Origin of the sequence: Streptomyces meridianus (genome assembly GCF_023703325.1) — a bacterium.
In the GTDB taxonomy this organism is placed as follows: Bacteria; Actinomycetota; Actinomycetes; order Streptomycetales; family Streptomycetaceae; genus Streptomyces; species Streptomyces meridianus.
Map to the genome: position 1 here is coordinate 158313 of NZ_JAMQGM010000008.1, position 19226 is coordinate 177538.

Genomic DNA, 19226 nt, shown 5'->3' on the forward strand with positions numbered 1-19226 from the left:
GCGCCTGCGGCGGCCCGACCGTACCCATGCCGAAACATTCCGGTTACTCGGCGGTTTCAAAATCGCGTGGCCCGGGAAAGAGAGCGCAGAGCGCTGCGGGCAGCGTCGCCCGCGCAGCTCCCGGACGACGGAGAGTGATCCGCCGTCCTCTTCCCGACCGGACGGCTCCTCCCGGTGTCCGCATACTGGAATGAGCTATCCCATTTTTGAGCAGCGAGTCATGATGTGACCTGCTGGAAACGAAGCAGAGGGCCAATGTCGTCCCTCGGCACTGACACTGCCACGACGACGACAGGAGAGCCGATGCGTTCCGCGCACCTCACGTCCGGGCTTTCCGTGACCGACGGCAACGCCGCCTGGTCGCCCTTGGACGGGCGCCCTGCCCCGCAGGGCATGTACGACCCGCGCAACGAGCACGACGCCTGCGGCGTCGGATTCGTGGCCACCCTCACGGGCGAGGCCAGCCACGAGCTCGTCGAACAGGCTCTCACCGTTCTGCGCAACCTCGAGCACCGCGGTGCCACCGGATCCGAGCCGGACTCGGGCGACGGCGCGGGCATTCTGATGCAGGTCCCGGACGCCTTTCTGCGCGAGAGCGTCCCCTTCGAGCTTCCTGCCGCCGGCGCCTACGCCGTCGGCATGGCCTTCCTCCCCGGCGAGGGCGAGGACGCTGCGGCGGCCGCCCGCCGCGTCGAAACCATTGCCGTCGAGGAAGGACTCACCGTCCTCGGCTGGCGCGAGGTCCCCGTCGCCCCCGAGCTGCTCGGCAACGGTGCCCGTGCCACCATGCCGACCTTCTCCCAGCTCTTCGTGGCCGCGGTCGGCCGCGAGCGCACCGGGATCGAGCTGGACCGCCTCGCCTTCGTGCTCCGCAAGCGCGCCGAGCGCGAGGCAGGCGTCTACTTCCCGTCGCTCTCCGCACGGACCCTCGTCTACAAGGGCATGCTCACCACGGGCCAGCTCGAGCCGTTCTTCCCGGACCTCTCCGACCGCCGTCTGGCCACCGCCATCGCCCTGGTCCACTCGCGGTTCTCGACGAACACCTTCCCCAGCTGGCCGCTCGCCCACCCGTACCGGTTCGTCGCCCACAACGGTGAGATCAACACCGTCCAGGGCAACCGCAACTGGATGCGCGCCCGCGAGTCGCAGCTGGTCAGCGACAAGTTCGGCTCTGCCGACCACGGACGCAGTGGCTCTGCCGACCACGGACGCAGTGGCTCTGCCGACCGTGGCAGCGGCGGGGAACAGGCGCTGGACCGCATCTTCCCGGTCTGCACCCCCGGCGCCTCCGACTCCGCGACCTTCGACGAGGTACTGGAACTCCTCCACCTCGGCGGACGCTCCCTGCCCCACTCGGTGCTCATGATGGTTCCCGAGGCCTGGGAGAACCACGAGTCGATGGACCCCGCGCGCCGGGCGTTCTACCAGTACCACTCCACCCTGATGGAGCCCTGGGACGGACCGGCCTGCATCACCTTCACCGACGGCACCCAGGTCGGCGCCGTCCTCGACCGCAACGGGCTCCGCCCCGGCCGCTACTGGGTGACCGACGACGGCCTCGTCGTCCTCTCCTCCGAGGTCGGCGTCCTCGACATCGACCCGGCGAGGGTCGTCCGCAAGGGCCGCCTCCAGCCCGGCCGCATGTTCCTCGTCGACACCGCCGAGCGCCGCATCATCGAGGACGACGAGATCAAGTCCCAGCTCGCCGCCGAGCAGCCCTACGAGGAGTGGCTCGAGAACGGGATCATCGAGCTCGAGGACCTCCCCGAGCGCGAGCACATCGTGCACACCCACGCCTCGGTCACCCGCCGCCAGCAGACCTTCGGCTACACCGAGGAGGAACTGCGCGTCCTCCTCGCCCCGATGGCGAAGGCCGGTGCCGAGCCCATCGGCTCCATGGGCACCGACTCGCCCATCGCCGCCCTCTCCGAGCGGCCCCGCCTGCTCTTCGACTACTTCACCCAGTTGTTCGCGCAGGTCACCAACCCGCCGCTGGACGCCATCCGCGAGGAGCTCGTCACCTCGCTGATCTCCTCGCTCGGCCCGGCCGGCAACCTCCTCGACGCCGACGCCGAGACCTGCCGCAGCGTCACCCTGCCGTTCCCGGTGATCGACAACGACGAGCTCGCCAAGCTCATCCACATCAACGCAGACGGCGACCTGCCCAACTTCAAGGCCGCCACCCTCTCCGGCCTCTACCGGGTCAGCGGACGCGGCCAGGCACTCCAGGACCGCATCGAGGAGATCTGCGCCGAAGCGGACTCCGCCATCGCCGGCGGCGCCCGCCTCATCGTGCTCTCCGACCGCCACTCCGACGCCGAACACGCGCCGATCCCGTCACTGCTGCTCACCTCCGCCGTCCACCACCACCTCATCCGCACCAAGCAGCGCACCCAGGTGGGCCTGCTGGTCGAGGCCGGCGACGTGCGTGAGGTCCACCATGTGGCGCTCCTCATCGGCTACGGCGCCGCAGCGGTCAACCCCTACCTCGCCATGGAGTCCGTCGAAGACCTGGTCCGCGCCGGAACCTTCCTCCCCGGCATCGAGACCGACACCGCGATCAAGAACCTCATCAAGGCCCTCGGCAAGGGCGTCCTCAAGGTGATGTCCAAGATGGGCATCTCCACCGTCGCCTCCTACCGGGGTGCCCAGGTCTTCGAAGCCGTCGGTCTCGACGAGCAGTTCGTCGACCGCTACTTCCACGGCACCACGACCAAGATCGGCGGAGCCGGTCTCGATGTCGTCGCCAAGGAGGTCGCCGCCCGGCACGCCAAGGCCTACCCGGCCTCCGGCGTCGCCGCCACGCACCGCGCCCTGGAGATCGGCGGCGAGTACCAGTGGCGCCGCGAGGGCGAACCCCACCTGTTCGACCCGGAGACCGTCTTCCGGCTCCAGCACTCCACGCGCACCCGCCGCTACGACATCTTCAAGCAGTACACGCAGCGGGTGAACGAGCAGTCCGAGCGGCTCATGACCCTGCGCGGCCTGTTCGACCTGAAGGCCGGCGAGAACGGCCCCCGCGAGCCGATCTCCGTCGACGAGGTCGAGCCCGCATCCGAGATCGTCAAGCGCTTCTCCACCGGCGCCATGTCGTACGGCTCCATCTCGCAGGAGGCGCACGAGACCCTCGCCATCGCCATGAACCGGCTCGGCGGCAAGTCGAACACCGGTGAGGGCGGCGAGGACCCGGAGCGCCTGTACGACCCGGAGCGACGCTCCGCGATCAAGCAGGTCGCCTCCGGCCGCTTCGGCGTCACCAGCGAGTACCTGGTGAACTCGGACGACATCCAGATCAAGATGGCCCAGGGCGCCAAGCCCGGCGAGGGCGGCCAGCTGCCCGGCCACAAGGTCTACCCGTGGGTGGCGAAGACCCGGCACTCCACGCCGGGTGTGGGACTCATCTCCCCGCCGCCGCACCACGACATCTACTCCATCGAGGACCTCGCCCAGCTCATCCACGACCTGAAGAACGCCAACCCGGCGGCCCGCATCCACGTGAAGCTGGTCTCCGAGGTCGGCGTCGGCACCGTCGCGGCGGGCGTCTCCAAGGCACACGCGGACGTCGTCCTCATCTCCGGCCACGACGGCGGAACCGGCGCGTCCCCGCTCACCTCGCTCAAGCACGCGGGCGGCCCCTGGGAACTGGGTCTCGCCGAGACCCAGCAGACGCTGCTGCTCAACGGCCTGCGCGACCGCATCGTCGTGCAGACCGACGGCCAGCTCAAGACCGGCCGCGACGTGGTCATCGCCGCCCTCCTCGGCGCCGAGGAGTTCGGCTTCGCGACCGCCCCGCTCGTCGTCTCCGGCTGCATCATGATGCGCGTCTGCCACCTGGACACCTGCCCGGTCGGCATCGCCACCCAGAACCCCGTGCTGCGCGAGCGCTACAGCGGACAGGCCGACTTCGTCGTCAACTTCTTCGAGTTCATCGCCGAAGAGGTCCGCGAACTGCTCGCGGAACTCGGCTTCCGCACCCTCGAGGAGGCCGTCGGCCACGCCGAACTCCTCGACACCAGCACCGCCGTCAAGCACTGGAAGGCGCAGGGTCTCGACATCGAGCCGCTCCTGCACGTCCCCGACCTCCCGGACGGCGCGGTACGGCACCGGGCCATCGACCAGGACCACGGCCTGGAGAAGGCCCTCGACAACGAGCTGATCAAGCTCGCCGCCGACGCGCTGTCCGCGACCTCCCCGGAGGATGCCCAGCCGGTCCGCGCCCAGGTGGCGATCCGCAACATCAACCGGACCGTCGGCACCATGCTCGGCCACGAGGTGACCAAGAAGTTCGGCGGCGCAGGACTGCCCGACGACACCGTCGACATCACCTTCACCGGATCCGCCGGCCAGTCGTTCGGCGCATTCGTGCCGCGCGGCATCACGCTGCGCCTCGAGGGCGACGCCAACGACTACGTCGGCAAGGGCCTCTCCGGAGGCCGCGTCATCGTCCGCCCGGACCGAGGCGCCGACCACCTGGCCGAGTACTCGACCATCGCCGGCAACACCATCGCCTACGGCGCGACCGGTGGCGAGATCTTCCTGCGCGGCCGGGTCGGCGAACGGTTCTGCGTCCGCAACTCCGGCGCCACCGTCGTCTCCGAAGGCGTGGGCGACCACGGCTGCGAGTACATGACCGGCGGCAACGCGGTCGTACTCGGGGAGACGGGCCGCAACTTCGCGGCCGGCATGTCGGGCGGGTTCGCCTACGTCGTCGACCTCGACCCCGACAACGTCAACCCCCAGCTCACCTCCGCCGTCGGCCCGCTGGACGAGACCGACCGGCAGTGGCTGCACGGCGTGGTGCAGCGCCACTTCGAGGAGACCGGCTCCACCGTGGCCGAGAAGCTCCTCGCCGACTGGGACGCCGCGGTGACCCGCTTCAGCAAGGTCACCCCGGCCACGTACAAGGCAGTGCTCGCCGCCAAGGACGCCGCCGAGCAGGCCGGACTCCCCGAGTCCGAGGTCCACGAGAAGATGATGGAGGCGGCGACCCATGGCTGACCCGAAGGGCTTTCTCACCACCGGGCGCGAGGTCGCCGAGACCCGGCCCGTCGACGAGCGGGTCAGGGACTGGAACGAGGTCTACAAGCCCGGCTCCCTGCTCCCGATCATCAGCAAGCAGGCCGGACGCTGCATGGACTGCGGCATCCCCTTCTGCCACAACGGCTGCCCCCTCGGCAACCTCATCCCCGAGTGGAACGACTACGCCTACCGCGGGGACTGGACCGAGGCCAGCGAGCGCCTGCACGCGACCAACAACTTCCCCGAGTTCACCGGTCGGCTGTGCCCCGCACCCTGTGAGTCCGCCTGTGTGCTGGGCATCAACCAGCCGCCGGTCACCATCAAGAACGTCGAAGTCACCATCATCGACAAGGCGTGGGACAACGGCGACGTCACCCCCCAGCCGCCCGAGCGGCTGTCCGGCAAGACCGTGGCCGTCATCGGCTCCGGCCCCGCCGGGCTCGCCGCAGCCCAGCAGCTCACCCGGGCCGGCCACACCGTGGTCGTCTACGAGCGCGCCGACCGCATCGGCGGCCTGCTGCGCTACGGCATCCCCGAGTTCAAGATGGAGAAGCGCCACATCAACCGCCGCATCGAGCAGATGCGTGCGGAGGGCACCAAGTTCCGCACCGGGCTGGAGATCGGCCGCGACCTGGACGCCGTCAAGCTGCGGCGCCGCTACGACGCGGTCGTCATCGCCGCCGGCGCCACCACGGCCCGCGACCTGCCCGTCCCGGGGCGGGAGCTGAACGGCATCCACCAGGCGATGGAGTACCTGCCGCTGTCCAACAAGGTGCAGGAGGGCGACCTCACCGTCAGCCCGATCAGCGCCGAGGGCAAGCACGTCGTCGTCATCGGCGGCGGCGACACCGGCGCCGACTGCGTCGGCACCGCCCACCGCCAGGGCGCGGCATCCGTCACCCAGCTCGAGATCATGCCGAAGCCGGGCGAGGAGCGGAACGCCAACCAGCCCTGGCCCACCTTCCCGATGCTCTACAAGGTCACCTCCGCGCACGAGGAGGGCGGCGACCGGGTCTACTCCGTGTCCACCACCCACTTCGAGGGCGACGAGGACGGCAACGTCCAGTGGCTGCACATGACCGAGGTGGAGTTCAAGGACGGCCGCCCGGAGCCGAAGCCCGGCACCGAGCGGAAGATCCCGGCCCAACTGGTCGCCCTCGCCATGGGGTTCACCGGAACCGACCGGGAGAACGGCCTCGTCGAACAGTTCGGTCTCGACCTCGACGCACGCGGCAACATCGACCGGGACACCCACTACGCGACCAACGTGCCCGGTGTGTTCGTCGCCGGTGACGCCGGACGGGGTCAGTCCCTCATCGTGTGGGCCATCGCCGAGGGACGCTCCGCAGCCCGCGGCGTGGACCGGTTCCTCATGGGCACCAGCGCACTGCCCTCGCCCGTCCGGCCGACGGACCGCGCACTCACCGCCTGACGACAGCCCCCGCACAGGCAGTGCCGGACCCGCCTCGGCGCCCGCCTCCCCCGGAGGCGGGCGCCGCCGTCGTTTCACGGGACCGTCCGGCCGCTCACCCGGCACTCCGGTCCCGCACGGGATCCTGGCCGCCTACGGAGTCTCCGGCCCGCACCGCACCCGTGTCATCCGGCCCCCGCAGACCACCCGCGCCCTGCGCCGGCGCTCGGTCCACCACCCTGTCCCGCACCGCGAACACCACCGCAACCAGCATCAGCGCCGCCGCCACGGCATACGCGCCGTCCATCCCCACCCCCTGAGACAACAGCCCCACGGCCACCGCGCCCATCCCCGTCCCCGCGTCGAACGCCAGATTCCACACCGTGCTCACCATGCCGTTCCCACCCGGACCGGCACGGCGGAACATCACCACCAGCGTGTCGTTCTGCAAGGCACCGAATCCCAACCCGTACACCACGGCAGCCGTCACCGCCCCCGCCACCGCAACGACGTCCGGCACCGGACCCGAAACCACCGCGAACCCTCCGGTGGCCAGCCCGCACGCCACCGCAGCAGGAACCACCAGCCGGCCCGCACCGACCCGGTCATTCCACACACCGGCACCCCAACGCCCCACCACCAACGCGGCGGACAACGCGAACAACGCCACCGGCGCAGCCACCGACGAACCACCCAGCGCCAGCGGCAGGAACGACGTCACACCACCCAGCGCACACGCCGCGACCGCCAGCACCCCCGGTGGCACCGCCAGCCCCCGCCACCGGCCCCCGGAACCCCGCCCCACCGGCGCAGCCTCCGGCACCCGCACCCGTGCCGGTTCCCGACCACCCCCCGAGCGCCGGCCCGACATCGCGGCCACCAACGGCAGCGCCAGCACACCGAGCATCCCCGTCACCACGAACACCGGAGCGAAACCGAAACGCCCCGAACACCACACACCCAGCGGCAACAGCGTCACCTGCGGCACCCCCACCGCCACGCCGTACCACCCCACCGCCCGCCCCCGCTGCCCCACCGGCACCAGTTCCGCGATCAACGCGCTGCCCGTCACCACGACGAGGCCGAAGCCCAGCCCGCGCACCCCCGACACCGCCAGCACCCACCCCAGTTCCGACGACGCGAGGTATGCGAACGTCGGCACCCCCAACAGCAACGCCCCCGCGGCCAGCAGATGCCGCAACTCGAAACGCCGCAGCAGCCACCCCATGCCGAGCTGCGCACACACCGTCGTCGCCATGGTGACGCCCGTCGCCGCACCCACACCCCCGTGCCCCGACCCGCCCTCGGCCGACCAGAGCGGAACCACGGACAGCAACGGCGCGAAATTCGCGAACGTGCCCAGCGTCGCCGCCAGCAACAGCAGGAAGTCCCGGCTGCCGAGCCCCGCCCCGGCACCGGCACCCCCAAGACCGGACGCACCATCCGAACCACCGGCCGGCGGACGCCGGCGCATCGAGCCGTAACGGGCCATGCCACTCCTCGCACGCGGAAACCACCGCCACCGTACGGGCCCGGCACCCCGCGTCGTCCGCACACCCCGCACCGGCCTCCCGACGCGCCCCCCGATCCCGCGGCTCACCCCCGTCACGCCCACCGGTCCCCGTCAACTCGGCGGTCCCACCGATCCCTTCCCGCATCCCACCGGGCACAGCAGAGCGCGGCGCCCCGCGGAGCGACCTCTCATCGCCCCACGCGGCACCGCGCATCACCGCGAACCGCACCCCCGGCACGCAGCCCGCCCCGTCACGCCGGGGCGTACACCTGCCCGACGAACTCGCCCAGCTCGTGATCGCTCAGATTGCGCGCCAGGTTCGCCTCACTGATCATGCCGACCAGCCGGTGCCCATCGGCCACGTCGATCACCGGCAACCGCTTGACCTTGTGCTCCTCCATGGCGTCCAACGCCTTCGAAACGTCGGCATCCGCATCGATCCACCACAGGCTGCCCGCGAACTCGCCCGCCCGCACCTGCGCCGGATCACGCCCCTCGGCGCAGCACCGCAGCACGATGTCACGATCCGTGATCATCCCCTTCAGCCGGTTGTCGTCACCGCAGATCGGTACACACCCGACGTCCAGATCACGCATCATCCGCGCCGCATCGAAGAGGGTCTGCCCCTCGGTGACGCACTGCGCGCCCTCGTGCATGATCTCGCGTACCGCCATCCTCTTCGTGCGCGCCATGACCGGTCGCCTCCCTTCCGCCCGGGCCGCCTCCGGCACACCCCACGTGGCCGGGCAGCAGTCGGACCTCGCTGAATCCGGGCCTCCATCCATGGCAGCACGGATGACCCGACGATGCCCACCGGGGAGCGAAGCCCTGCCCGCGCCCGTCCTCACACGTCGCAGACCAGCACCGTCCGGCACAGCCCGCACCGCACCCGCACCCTGCGCCCCTCCGCAGGAACCCGAATCCGCTGACAGCACACCGGGCAGGGAAACGTCACCCGCAGCGGCGCACCCTCCTCGAACGCGTAACCGTCCTGCACCGACGGCAGCGCCGTCCTCCCCGCCCGATCCAGCCCCAGGGCCCGGCGCCGGTCCCGCGCGTAACGGTGCCGGCCCACCCGCCCCGCGGCCGCCAGCGGAGGCCGCTCACCGTCCCTGCGCGCCTCCGCCATCCCCGCCGTGTACGCCGTGTACGCCTGCGGACTCGTGAACCACACCGACGGATCCTCCCCGAACAGCAAGGCCCGCTTCGCCAGCACGTACCCGAACTCCTCCGGCGTCAGATAGCCCAACTTCTGCGAGGACACGGCGTCTTCGCGGAACGCGTCCAGCTCCAGCCAGCCCGTCCCCAGATACGCCGCGGCCGTGTCCGTGAGCACCTCGTTCTCCCCGGTGTCCGGCAGCCACAGATCCAGCCGGTGCAGATACACGTGCATCACCTCGTGTGCCAGCACCGCACCGATGTCCCGCCGGTGCTCCTTGAACCGCTCGTTCAACTCGACGAAGTACTCCGGCCCCGCCGCCAGCTCCACACTCCCCGCATGCCGCATCCGGCGGAAACTCACGATCACCCGCGCATCCGGCAACCGCAGATGCCGCACCAGCACCCGCGCCACCCGCTGCACCCCGAGGAACAGATCGTCGTCATCGGCGAACGCCACATCCGCCGGCAGCACCGACGTCCCGAACCCGCGCACCGCGTCCGCCGACAACCGCCGGTACAACGTGGTGATCGACGAACGAACCGTCCCCAGGTGCGGCAGACCATGCACCACCTCACCGACCGATCCCACACCTCCACACTACGGCGGCGCAGCCCGCACCGGCCCGCGACGACCTCCGCCAACACCCCTGCACCACCCGCGAGGCATGAGGCAGCATGACTCCATGCCCGCACTGACGCGCGACGAAGCGCAGACACGAGCCCGCCTCCTCGAGGTCCACCGCTACAGCATCGACCTCGACCTCACACGCGGCGACGAGACCTTCGCCTCCACCACCGTCATCCGCTTCACTGCGCGCGAAACCGGCAGCACCTTCCTCGACCTGCGGCCCACCACCCTCCACCGCATCCTCCTCGACGGAAGCGAACTCGACCCCGCCGCCCTCACCGAAGGCCGCTACCCCCTCGACGGCCTCACCCCCGGCGAACACGAACTGCGCGTCGAGACCGACATGCCCTACTCCCGCACCGGCGAGGGCATGCACCGTTTCACCGACCCCGCCGACGACGAGACCTACCTCTACACCCAGGGCTTCCTCGACGACTGCCAACGCGTCTTCGCCGCCTTCGACCAACCCGACCTCAAAGCCGTCTTCGAACTCACCGTCACCGCCCCCCACGACTGGACGGTCCTCGGCAACGGCATCGCCACCCGAACCACCGGAACCGGCACCTGGACCATCGCCCCCACCCCACCCATCAGCACCTATCTTGTGGCCGTCGCCGCCGGTCCCTACCACTCCGTGCGCGCCGAACACGCCGGCCTCCCCCTCGGCCTCCACGCCCGCCGCTCCCTCGCCGAACACCTCGACGCCGACGCCGCCGAACTGCTCGACATCACCCGCCGCTGCTTCGACCGCTATCACGAGATCTTCGACGAGCCCTACCCCTTCGACTCCTACGACCAGGCCTTCGTCCCCGAGTTCAACGCCGGCGCCATGGAGAACCCCGGACTCGTCACCTTCCGCGACGAGTTCGTCTACCGCTCCGCCGTCACCGACACCGAACGCCAGACCCGCGCCGTCGTCATCGCCCACGAAATGGCCCACATGTGGTTCGGCGACCTCGTCACCCTCCAATGGTGGGACGACATCTGGCTCAACGAGTCCTTCGCCGAGTACATGGGCTACCAGGTCGTCACCGACGCCACCCCCCACCAGGGCGCCTGGACCGAGTTCGCCATCGCCCGCAAGAGCTGGGGCTACGACGCCGACCAACGCCCCTCCACCCACCCCGTCGCACCCGACGCCGAAGCCGTCCCCGACAGCGCCGCCGCCCTCCTCAACTTCGACGGCATCTCCTACGCCAAGGGCGCCTCCGCGCTGCGGCAACTCGTCGCCTGGCTCGGCGAGAAGGACTTCCTCGCCGGCATCAACGACCACTTCGCCCGCCACCGCTTCGGCAACGCCACCCTCGCCGACTTCCTCGACTCCCTCGGCCGCGCATCCGACCAGGACATCCACGCCTGGGCCGACCGCTGGCTGCGCACCACCGGCGTCGACACCCTCACCCCCGCCGTCACCACCCGCACCACCGACGACAACCCCACCCGCCATACCTGGAACCTCGGCGTCAGCCACTCCGGCAACCGGCCCCACCACATCGCCGTCACCGCCTACGACCTGGCCCCCGCCGCACCTGACGCTCTCACCCTCCGCGAACGCTTCGACCTCGCCATCCCCGCCGACGGCGACCCCCGCCCCCACGCCCTCACCGGCCCCCGCCCCGATCTCGTCCTCCTCAACGACCAGGACCTGACCTACGCCAAGATCCGGCTCGACCCCGCATCCTGGACCACCGTCCGGCAAGCCCTCTCCGCAATCCCCGACCCCCTCACCCGCTCCGTCGTCTGGAACGCAGCCCGCGACATGGTCCGCGACGGCGAACTCCCGCCCGCCGCCTACCTCGACGCCGCCCGCACCCACCTGCCCCAAGAGAGCGACGTCGCCGTCGCCCACGGCGTCCTCACCTTCGCCCGCACCCAGATCGCCGACCGCTACCTCGCCCCCGACGCCCGTCCCCACGCCCTGGACACCCTCACCGCAGTCTGCCGCGACATCCTCGAAACCACGCGCGAACGACAGGCTCCCGGGCTCCGCCTCACCGCCGTCCGTGCCCTCATCGACAGTGCCGCCGACCCGGCCGAACTCCGCGACTGGCTCACCCACGACACCGTCCCCCACGGCCCCCGGCTCGACCCCGAACTCCGCTGGCGCACTCTCCATCGCCTCAGCGTTCTCGGCGCCGCCACCCCCGCCGACATCGACGCCGAACTCACCCGTGACCCCAGCGCCACCGGCCGCGAGGGTGCCGCCCGCTGCCGCGCCGCCCTCCCCGACCCCCGCGCCAAAGCCGAAGCCTGGAACGCCCTCTTCGAAACCGACGAACTCTCCAACTACCTCTTCACCGCCACCGCCCAGGGCTTCTGGCAACCCGAACAGCACGAGCTCCTCGAGGACTACCTGCCCCGCTACCACCCCGCAGCCGTCGCCGTCGCCCGACGCCGCGGCTCTGCCATCGCCGAAGCCGCCGGGCGCTGGGCCTACCCCGCTCACGCCGTCCACCCCGACACCCGCCGCCGCACCGAACAGTGCATCGGCGACGCGGACCCCGTCCCCGCCCTCCGCCGCCGGCTGGTCGACCACCTCGCCGACCTCGACCGGGCCCTCCACGTCCGCGGCATGTGACCCGGCCGACCCGGCCCCCACCCACGACAGGGCCCCCGGAACCCGTCACAGGCTCCGGGGGCCCGCCCCTGAATCACCGGCACCCCGGCGGCATCAGAACACCGGAGCGCCCTCCCGCGTCAGCACCCAGTCCACCGACGCGAACTGCGACCCGTCGATCTCGCCCTTCTCCTTCACCCAAGCGATCATCGTGTTGCGGATCTCATCCGAATTCGCCCACAGCTGCTCGGACTTCGCCACGTGCGGGAAATTGCCGCCACCACTCGCCCGGTAGTTGTTCACCGCCAGCACGAACTGCGCTTCCTCATCGATGGGTTCACCCCCGAACCGCACATCCGTCACCCGCGAACCCTTCGGCTTCGCAATGTCGATCTCGTACGACACACCGCTGACCACGTCGTAGTTGTAGTCCGGAATGCCGTCCGCGTTCGTCAGCTTCGCCGGATCCACCTCGGCACCCGGAGCCGTCCGCACGAAATAATTCGCCGAGAACTCCAGGTAGTCCCGCACCTGCGCTCCCGTCAGCAGCCGCGCCTCCAGCGTGTTCTCGAACACGTACAGACCCGCCACATCCCGGATCGTCACCTCACCCGCCGGGATCCCCGCACTCCGCAAGAAACACGCCGCCTGCGACAGCACCGGAAGCGACGCATGCGCCGTACCCGCCAGCGCCGCCCGCACCGTCTCCGCCTGCACATGGTTGATCAGATCGATGATCGGCACATCCTTGTACGGAGCCTCCTCCGCCGACATCGCCGCCCGCGACGTCCCGATCACCTGGTTGACGTACGCCACGACCTTCTTGTGCTCGTCCGCCAGCAACCCCGTGATCCGCGCATCCTCCTCGACCGTGTTCGAGTCCACCACCCGCGCCGACACCGACTCCACCGACCAACGGCCCCGCTCCCACACCAGACCGAAGTCGAACAGCGTCAACCGCTGCCCCCACTTCAGCGGCTCCGAGAGCACGACCTCCTTCCCCGTCTCCCTGTTCGCGATCCGGTACTCCGGAATCTCCGTGTGCGCATGGCCCACCAGAATCGCGTCGATGCCCGGTACCTGTTCCGCCACCAGACCCGCCGCATTCTCGACGTGCGGCAGCTGATCCCCGTACGACGAGGTCCCGCTCGTCCCCGAGTGCGCCGACACGATCACCACGTCCGCACCCATCGACCGCAACCGCGGCACGTACTTCGCCGCCTGCTCCTCCAGCCCCGGGAACGTCATCTTCCCCTGGACGTTCGCCTTGTCCCAGATCGCGATCCCCGGATTCGTCAGCCCCAGAATCCCCACCCGCACATCACGGCCGCACGGAGTACGCAATTCTTTGATCACATACGGCGGAAACGCCGGCCGCAGCGACTTCGCATCCAGCGCATTCGCCCCCAGCAGCGGAAAGTCGCACTGCTCCTCGAACTTCCGCAGCACCGGAATCCCGTAGTTGAACTCGTGGTTGCCCAGCGCCGCAGCGTCGTACCCGATCGCGTTCATCGCCTGCGCCATCGGATGCACCGGGCCGTTCGCCCCCGTGATCGGATCCACCTTGGCGTAGTAGTACGCCAACTGCGTCCCCTGAATCGTGTCACCCGCGTCGATGAGCAGCGTGTTGCGACGGCCCTTCTCCTCGCGCACCCGGTTCACCAGCGTCGAGATCTTCGCCAGCCCCACATCGTTGTGCGCCTTGTCGTCGAACTCCGCATCCGTGAAGTAGTCCCAGTTGAAAACGTTGCCGTGCAGATCCGTCGTCCCCATCACGGTGAACGCATACCGCTTCGCGGACCGCCCACCACCGCGACCCACCTCCTGCGCAACAGCCGGCGAACCGGCCGCCACACCGCCCGCAACGGCCATTCCCGCCCCGGTGGCCGCCGTACGGCCCAGGAATCTTCTACGGTCGAGCGACATCAAAGGGCTCCCTGTCTCATGGTCGGCGTCATCCATGACGCGCGTAGATTCTGGCCCGCCGACAGACCCGCGCAACAGAGCCCCAAGGTTTCGATCCGGTGACCGGCCACCACACCACCACACCTGCCACAGTTGGGCCCCTGACCACCTGCCACGGCCACCCCTGCCCTACGGGCCCCCCGAACCCACCCGCATCGCCGTCCGCGGCGAAGCCCGCCTCGCAACCGACCACGAAACCGCCCGCATCGGCCTCACCGTCACCCCGCGGAACCGACCGACGCCACGCCCTCGACCAGCTCACCCGCCGCAACACCACCGCCCTCGACTCCCTCAAGAGCTACGGCGACACCGTCGAAAAACTCGAAACCGGCGCCTTCGTCATCACCCCGCGAAAACGCTGGAACGACAAAGGCCGCGGCGAACGCATCCGCGCCCACCACGGCCACGTACGGATCGCCGCAACCCTCAACGACTCCACCGCACTCGGAGAACTCACCACCCGCCTCGCCGATCTCGAACTCACCGCCGGCGACGGTCCCTACCGGGCCCTCCGAACCGACTCACCCGACCACCGACGAGCACGGCAGCAAGCCGTCACCGAAGCAGTCCAGCGCGCCCGCGAATACGCCGCCGCCCTCGACACCCGACTCATCGCCTCCTCGAACTCGCCGACACCGGCGCCGAGAACACCCCACCATCCCTCCCACCCGCCCCCGGCGGCATGCACGCCGGCTACGGCAGCGCCCCCACCGAACCCGCACCGCCCCCCGACCTCGAACCACGGCGCCAGACCCTCCACGCCCACGTCAACGCCCGCTTCACCATCACACCCCCCCACACTCTGAAAACCCCCGCCACAACAAGCCCACCCCAAACCACGGGGCGGGGCCGCACCTCACCCCCGACGCACCGCATAACCACCCAACGACGGCTCCAGCAGACCGAACGCCCGCCGAGCCGACCCCGCATGCGCCTCCGCCAACTCCTCCACCCGCTCCCCACCCAACGACCGCCGCAACACCTCCTGATACAACGCCCGATGCGCACCCCCCAACAACGCCGCAGCCGCCCGCGGAGTGATGTCATGCGGCTCCGCCCCCGTCTCCGCCATCAACACCCCCGCCAACGCGTCCTCCCGCTGCTCATGGAACTCCCGCAACCGCGCCATCAGCACCGGACTCCCCACCACGATCCGTGCGAACGGCCCATCCGAGAACCCGATCACCGGATCATGCCGCTCCACCGCCAGCAGATACGCCTCCCGCAACGCCGCCAGCGCCGACTCGCCCACCGCACGCTGCGCCACCGTACGAGCGGGACCGGTGACGAACGCGTCGTGCAACCCGAGGACCAGGTCCTCCTTGCGGGGGAAGTAGTTCGTCACCGTCATCTTCGCGACCCCGGACGCCGCCGCCACCTCGGAGATCGTGACGCGGTCGAACCCCCGCTCCGCAAAGAGCCGGTTCGCCGCCGTCACGATCGCCTGCCGCGTCTGCCGCTTCTTGTACGCCCGCAGGCCCGGTACGCCGTCGTCCGCCATGCGCTCCACCACTCACGCGCCGCTCGGTGAGCCGAACCCAAATCTGTGTTCGACACAACACGTCACCGAGCATAGGTGCGCGGCCCTCCGCCTGCCTGTCGGCCGCTGCCCGGCAGTCCCGGGGTTCCGTCGCGTGCCCGCGGGTGGTGCTCATCGGAGCGACGTCGTGCACGTTTTCAACTCTTGTCAACGTGCTTGGGCAGATAGGGCCTTGAAGGTGCCTGCATGACCGTTCTCTACCCGTCGGTAGGTCTTAGGGTCGGTTCATGCGCCGAGCCAAAATCGTCTGCACCCTGGGACCCGCCACCGACACGTACGAGCAGATCACTGCACTGGTCGAGGCCGGAATGGACGTCGCACGCCTCAATCTCAGCCACGGGGCGCACAGCGACCACGAGGACCGGCTCCGCCGGGTCCGCAAGGCATCCGAGGAGACCGGCCGCAGCGTCGGTATCCTCGCGGATCTTCAAGGTCCGAAGATCAGGCTCGGAACTTTCTGTGACGGCCCCGTACTCCTTGAATGCGGCGACGACTTCACGATCACCGTCGAGGACGTCCAGGGCGACCGGAGCAGCTGCGGAACCACCCACGCAGGACTGCCCGCCGACGTCCGCACCGGCGAACTCGTCCTCGTCGACGACGGCCGCGTGACGCTCGAAGTCACCGGCATCGACGGTCCCCGGGTACGCACCCGCGTGGTCGAGGGCGGCCTGGTCTCCGACCACAAGGGGCTCAACCTCCCCGGCGTGGCCGTCTCGGTCCCCGCACTGTCGGAGAAGGACGTCGACGACCTCCGCTGGGCGCTGCGGGCCGGCGCCGACATCGTGGCCCTCTCCTTCGTCCGCGACGCCCGCGACATCACCGACGTCCACCGGATCATGGACGAGGAGGGCCGCCGCGTCCCCGTCATCGCCAAGATCGAGAAGCCGCAGGCCGTCGACGCCATCGAGGGCATCGTCGACGCCTTCGACGGCATCATGGTCGCCCGCGGCGACCTCGGCGTCGAGATGCCGCTCGAGACCGTGCCGCTGGTCCAGAAGCGCGCGGTCAAGCTCGCCAAGCGCAACGCCAAGCCGGTCATCGTGGCCACCCAGATGCTCGACTCGATGATCGAGTCCTCCCGGCCGACCCGTGCCGAGGCCTCCGACGTCGCCAACGCCGTCGTGGACGGCGCCGACGCCGTGATGCTCTCCGGCGAGACCAGCGTCGGCGCGCACCCCACGGAGACCGTCCGCACCATGAGCCGGATCGTGGCCGCGGCGGAAGAGGACATGCTGGCCAAGGGGCTCCCGCCGCTGACCGAGCGCAGCAAGCCCCGCACCCAGGGCGGCGCCGTCGCACGGGCCGCCGCCGAGATGGGCGACTTCCTCGGCGCGAAGTTCCTCGTCGCCTTCACCCAGTCCGGTGACACCGTCCGCCGCCTCTCCCGCTACCGCTCGCCCATCCCGGTGCTCGCCTTCACCCCGGAGGAGGCGACCCGCTCCCAACTCAACCTCACCTGGGGCGTGGAGACGTTCCTCGCCCCGCAGGCGTCCTCCACCGACGCGATGGTGGAGCAGGTCGACGAGCAGTTGCTCGCGCTCGGCCGCTGCGAGAAGGGCGACACCGTCGTCATCACGGCCGGCTCGCCGCCCGGGGTGCCCGGCTCCACCAACCTCGTCCGGGTCCACCACATCGGCGAGGACGACTACGGGCCGTGCTGACGTGGCCGACGAGGGGCGTCGGGCTCAGTACTTGGGCCCGATGTGCCGGTCCATGAGCTCCACGGACGCCCGCCGGGCCACGGAGATGTTCTGGGCTTCTCGCTGCTGCCGACAGGACTTCCACTCGACATCCACCCGTTCGAGGGTCGCGGTGTACAGCCGGACGATGTCCGCCGAGGTGTTGGTGAAGAAATACCGCGGATATTCATAGCGCTTGCGGACGCCGCCGACTGTTCTCTCGGTCCAGTTGGTGGTGCGGCAGCCGTCGGAGTGGACGAGTCCCCGCAGGAAATCCCAGGGACGTTCATCGACGATGTCCTGTTGCCATAGCGCGAGTTCGATACGGCGTTCATGCTTCCGGCCGGGCCCGTGCTGCGGGAAGAAACACGGCCAGTGCCTGCTGAAGCAGGTAACCGTCACGCAGCCTTGATTCTGGACAATGCAGACCTTGTTTTCCGGCCGGACGCTCGCCATCGCAGTCTGACAAGCCTGGATGAGTCCCGGCCAGGCGTCTGCACACGCGACGCGCAGCGCGTAGCCGCCGCGCGACTGTTCGCTGATGCAGCCGTCGCCGAGATACAGACCGAGCAGGTAGGCATAGGCCCCGAGGGGGATGGCCGAATCGGGGGTGGGGTTGCACCTCGGGCATTCAGAAGCGCGTGAGAGCGGTTCGATCCGGGTCTGCCAGGATCGGAGCGCGTGCCGGGAGATTCCTGTCTGTTTGCTGACGGAGTTGAGGCTGCGACCCTGGTCGACCAGGGCGAGCGCATGCCGGCGTGTGTGGAGGTCGTACATGCAGCCGAGCGTGACGCGGAGTTCGCCGCCAGGAAGCGATTCGAAGGAGTGTTCACCTGAGCGAGTGAAGGTCGCCAATCGATTGGCGACCTTGCTTTTGAAGGTAAGTGCCCCGGGTGGGATTCGAACCCACACTGAATACCTTTTGAGGGTATCGTCTCTGCCGATTGGACTACCGGAGCCCCTGCGATCCGAAGGTAAGTCTAACCCCTCGGTGACTCAAACATACAGGAGCTAGGTAGGCTCGTGGGGCACCACCTGCCTTTCCGAGGAGTCCCGTGAGCGCCGCCGAGCCCGAGCAGCCTGCCGACGAGCAGCCGCACGTCCCGCCGCAGACCACCCGCGTCGTCATCGCCGAGGACGAGGCCCTCATCCGTCTCGATCTCAAAGAGATGCTCGAGGAGGAGGGCTACGTCGTCGTGGGCGAGGCCGGGGATGGCGAGAGAGCGGTCGAACTGGCCCGCGAGCACCGTCCCGACCTGGTCATCCTCGACGTCAAGATGCCCGTCCTGGACGGCATCTCGGCCGCGGAGCGGATCGCCGGGGAGAACATCGCGCCGGTGCTGATGCTCACCGCCTTCTCACAGCGGGAACTCGTGGAGCGGGCCCGGGACGCCGGGGCGATGGCGTACCTGGTCAAGCCGTTCAGCAAGAGCGACGTGGTGCCGGCCATCGAGATGGCGGTGTCGCGCTTCACCGAGTTGAAGGAGCTGGAGAAGGAGGTCGCCGACCTCACCCAGCGGCTGGAGACCCGCAAGCTGGTGGACCGGGCGAAGAGCATCCTGCAGACGCAGTACGGCCTGACCGAACCGGCGGCCTTCCGCTGGATCCAGAAGACCTCGATGGACCGCCGGATGACCATGCAGCAGGTCGCCGAGGCCGTCATCGAGGACGCCGAGGAGAAGAAGCAGCAGGGCTGACCGTGCGCCGGTCCCGGCCACGCGTCGCACGACGAGGGGCCCGCATCCGTGAT

12 protein-coding genes and 1 tRNA gene are annotated in these 19226 nt (G+C 69.7%); 6 read left to right on the plus strand and 7 right to left on the minus strand.

The window, feature by feature from the left end; all coding sequences use genetic code 11:
* Positions 1-303 precede the first annotated feature (303 nt).
* Together gltB and M1E25_RS03925 are read left to right on the plus strand one after the other, a co-directional pair.
* Complete coding sequence (gene gltB, locus M1E25_RS03920) at positions 304-4998, plus strand: glutamate synthase large subunit (RefSeq protein ID WP_251409533.1); 4695 nt, start codon at positions 304-306, stop codon at positions 4996-4998.
* Positions 4991-6451 (plus strand): glutamate synthase subunit beta, encoded by a 1461-nt coding sequence (locus M1E25_RS03925; RefSeq protein ID WP_251409536.1) that lies wholly within the window; start codon positions 4991-4993, stop codon positions 6449-6451. Before gltB ends, M1E25_RS03925 begins: the two co-directional genes overlap by 8 nt.
* Before the next feature lie 94 nt (positions 6452-6545).
* On the opposite strand, the gene M1E25_RS03930 is transcribed toward M1E25_RS03925, so the two are convergent.
* The 3 genes from M1E25_RS03930 to M1E25_RS03940 form a co-directional block, all read right to left on the minus strand.
* Positions 6546-7808 carry an MFS transporter gene (locus tag M1E25_RS03930; protein ID WP_285830315.1) on the minus strand — a complete coding sequence of 421 codons (1263 nt, stop codon included), beginning with the start codon at positions 7806-7808 and terminating at the stop codon, positions 6546-6548.
* Positions 7809-8194: 386 nt separating this feature from the next.
* Complete coding sequence (locus M1E25_RS03935) at positions 8195-8635, minus strand: CBS domain-containing protein (protein ID WP_251409539.1); 441 nt, start codon at positions 8633-8635, stop codon at positions 8195-8197.
* A 152-nt stretch (positions 8636-8787) separates the two neighbouring features.
* Entirely contained in the window at positions 8788-9693 is a 906-nt protein-coding gene (locus tag M1E25_RS03940; protein WP_251409542.1) for a hypothetical protein, read from the minus strand.
* A gap of 94 nt (positions 9694-9787) precedes the next feature.
* Here M1E25_RS03940 and pepN point away from each other — a divergent pair, with 94 nt between their 5' ends.
* A complete protein-coding gene (gene pepN, locus M1E25_RS03945; protein WP_251409545.1) occupies positions 9788-12310 on the plus strand; it encodes an aminopeptidase N in 2523 nt (840 codons plus the stop codon).
* 93 nt (positions 12311-12403) lie between these two features.
* On the opposite strand, the gene M1E25_RS03950 is transcribed toward pepN, so the two are convergent.
* Positions 12404-14215, minus strand: a complete 1812-nt coding sequence (locus tag M1E25_RS03950; RefSeq protein WP_251409694.1) for a bifunctional metallophosphatase/5'-nucleotidase — start codon at positions 14213-14215, stop codon at positions 12404-12406.
* Between the two features lie 98 nt (positions 14216-14313).
* Here M1E25_RS03950 and M1E25_RS03955 point away from each other — a divergent pair, with 98 nt between their 5' ends.
* The gene (locus tag M1E25_RS03955; protein ID WP_372500515.1) at positions 14314-15060 is read left to right on the plus strand and encodes an SIMPL domain-containing protein; all 747 of its coding nucleotides are present in this window, start codon (positions 14314-14316) and stop codon (positions 15058-15060) included.
* 50 nt (positions 15061-15110) lie between these two features.
* Here the strand turns inward: M1E25_RS03955 and M1E25_RS03960 are convergent, their stop codons facing one another.
* A complete protein-coding gene (locus M1E25_RS03960) occupies positions 15111-15755 on the minus strand; it encodes a TetR/AcrR family transcriptional regulator (protein WP_251409548.1) in 645 nt (214 codons plus the stop codon).
* A 266-nt stretch (positions 15756-16021) separates the two neighbouring features.
* On the opposite strand from M1E25_RS03960, the gene pyk reads away from it, so the two are divergent.
* Positions 16022-17458 (plus strand): pyruvate kinase, encoded by a 1437-nt coding sequence (gene pyk, locus M1E25_RS03965; RefSeq protein WP_251409551.1) that lies wholly within the window; start codon positions 16022-16024, stop codon positions 17456-17458.
* A gap of 24 nt (positions 17459-17482) precedes the next feature.
* Here the strand turns inward: pyk and M1E25_RS03970 are convergent, their stop codons facing one another.
* Both M1E25_RS03970 and M1E25_RS03975 read right to left on the minus strand, forming a co-directional pair.
* Positions 17483-18253 (minus strand): transcriptional regulator, encoded by a 771-nt coding sequence (locus M1E25_RS03970; protein ID WP_251409554.1) that lies wholly within the window; start codon positions 18251-18253, stop codon positions 17483-17485.
* Positions 18254-18361: 108 nt separating this feature from the next.
* Positions 18362-18435, minus strand: a tRNA-Leu gene (locus M1E25_RS03975).
* 96 nt (positions 18436-18531) lie between these two features.
* Here M1E25_RS03975 and M1E25_RS03980 point away from each other — a divergent pair.
* Positions 18532-19173, plus strand: coding sequence for an ANTAR domain-containing response regulator (locus M1E25_RS03980; RefSeq protein ID WP_251409556.1), 642 nt, complete (start codon positions 18532-18534; stop codon positions 19171-19173).
* The last annotated feature ends 53 nt before the right edge of the window (positions 19174-19226 follow it).

Coding starts and splice junctions, on each gene's coding strand:
- pyk (WP_251409551.1), top strand. CDS start 16,022: ATGCGCCGAGCCAAAATCGTCTGCACCCTGGGACCCGCCACCGACACG.
- M1E25_RS03970 (WP_251409554.1), bottom strand. CDS start 18,253: ATGTACGACCTCCACACACGCCGGCATGCGCTCGCCCTGGTCGACCAG.
- M1E25_RS03950 (WP_251409694.1), bottom strand. CDS start 14,215: ATGTCGCTCGACCGTAGAAGATTCCTGGGCCGTACGGCGGCCACCGGG.
- gltB (WP_251409533.1), top strand. CDS start 304: ATGCGTTCCGCGCACCTCACGTCCGGGCTTTCCGTGACCGACGGCAAC.
- M1E25_RS03960 (WP_251409548.1), bottom strand. CDS start 15,755: ATGGCGGACGACGGCGTACCGGGCCTGCGGGCGTACAAGAAGCGGCAG.
- M1E25_RS03935 (WP_251409539.1), bottom strand. CDS start 8,635: ATGGCGCGCACGAAGAGGATGGCGGTACGCGAGATCATGCACGAGGGC.
- M1E25_RS03925 (WP_251409536.1), top strand. CDS start 4,991: ATGGCTGACCCGAAGGGCTTTCTCACCACCGGGCGCGAGGTCGCCGAG.
- pepN (WP_251409545.1), top strand. CDS start 9,788: ATGCCCGCACTGACGCGCGACGAAGCGCAGACACGAGCCCGCCTCCTC.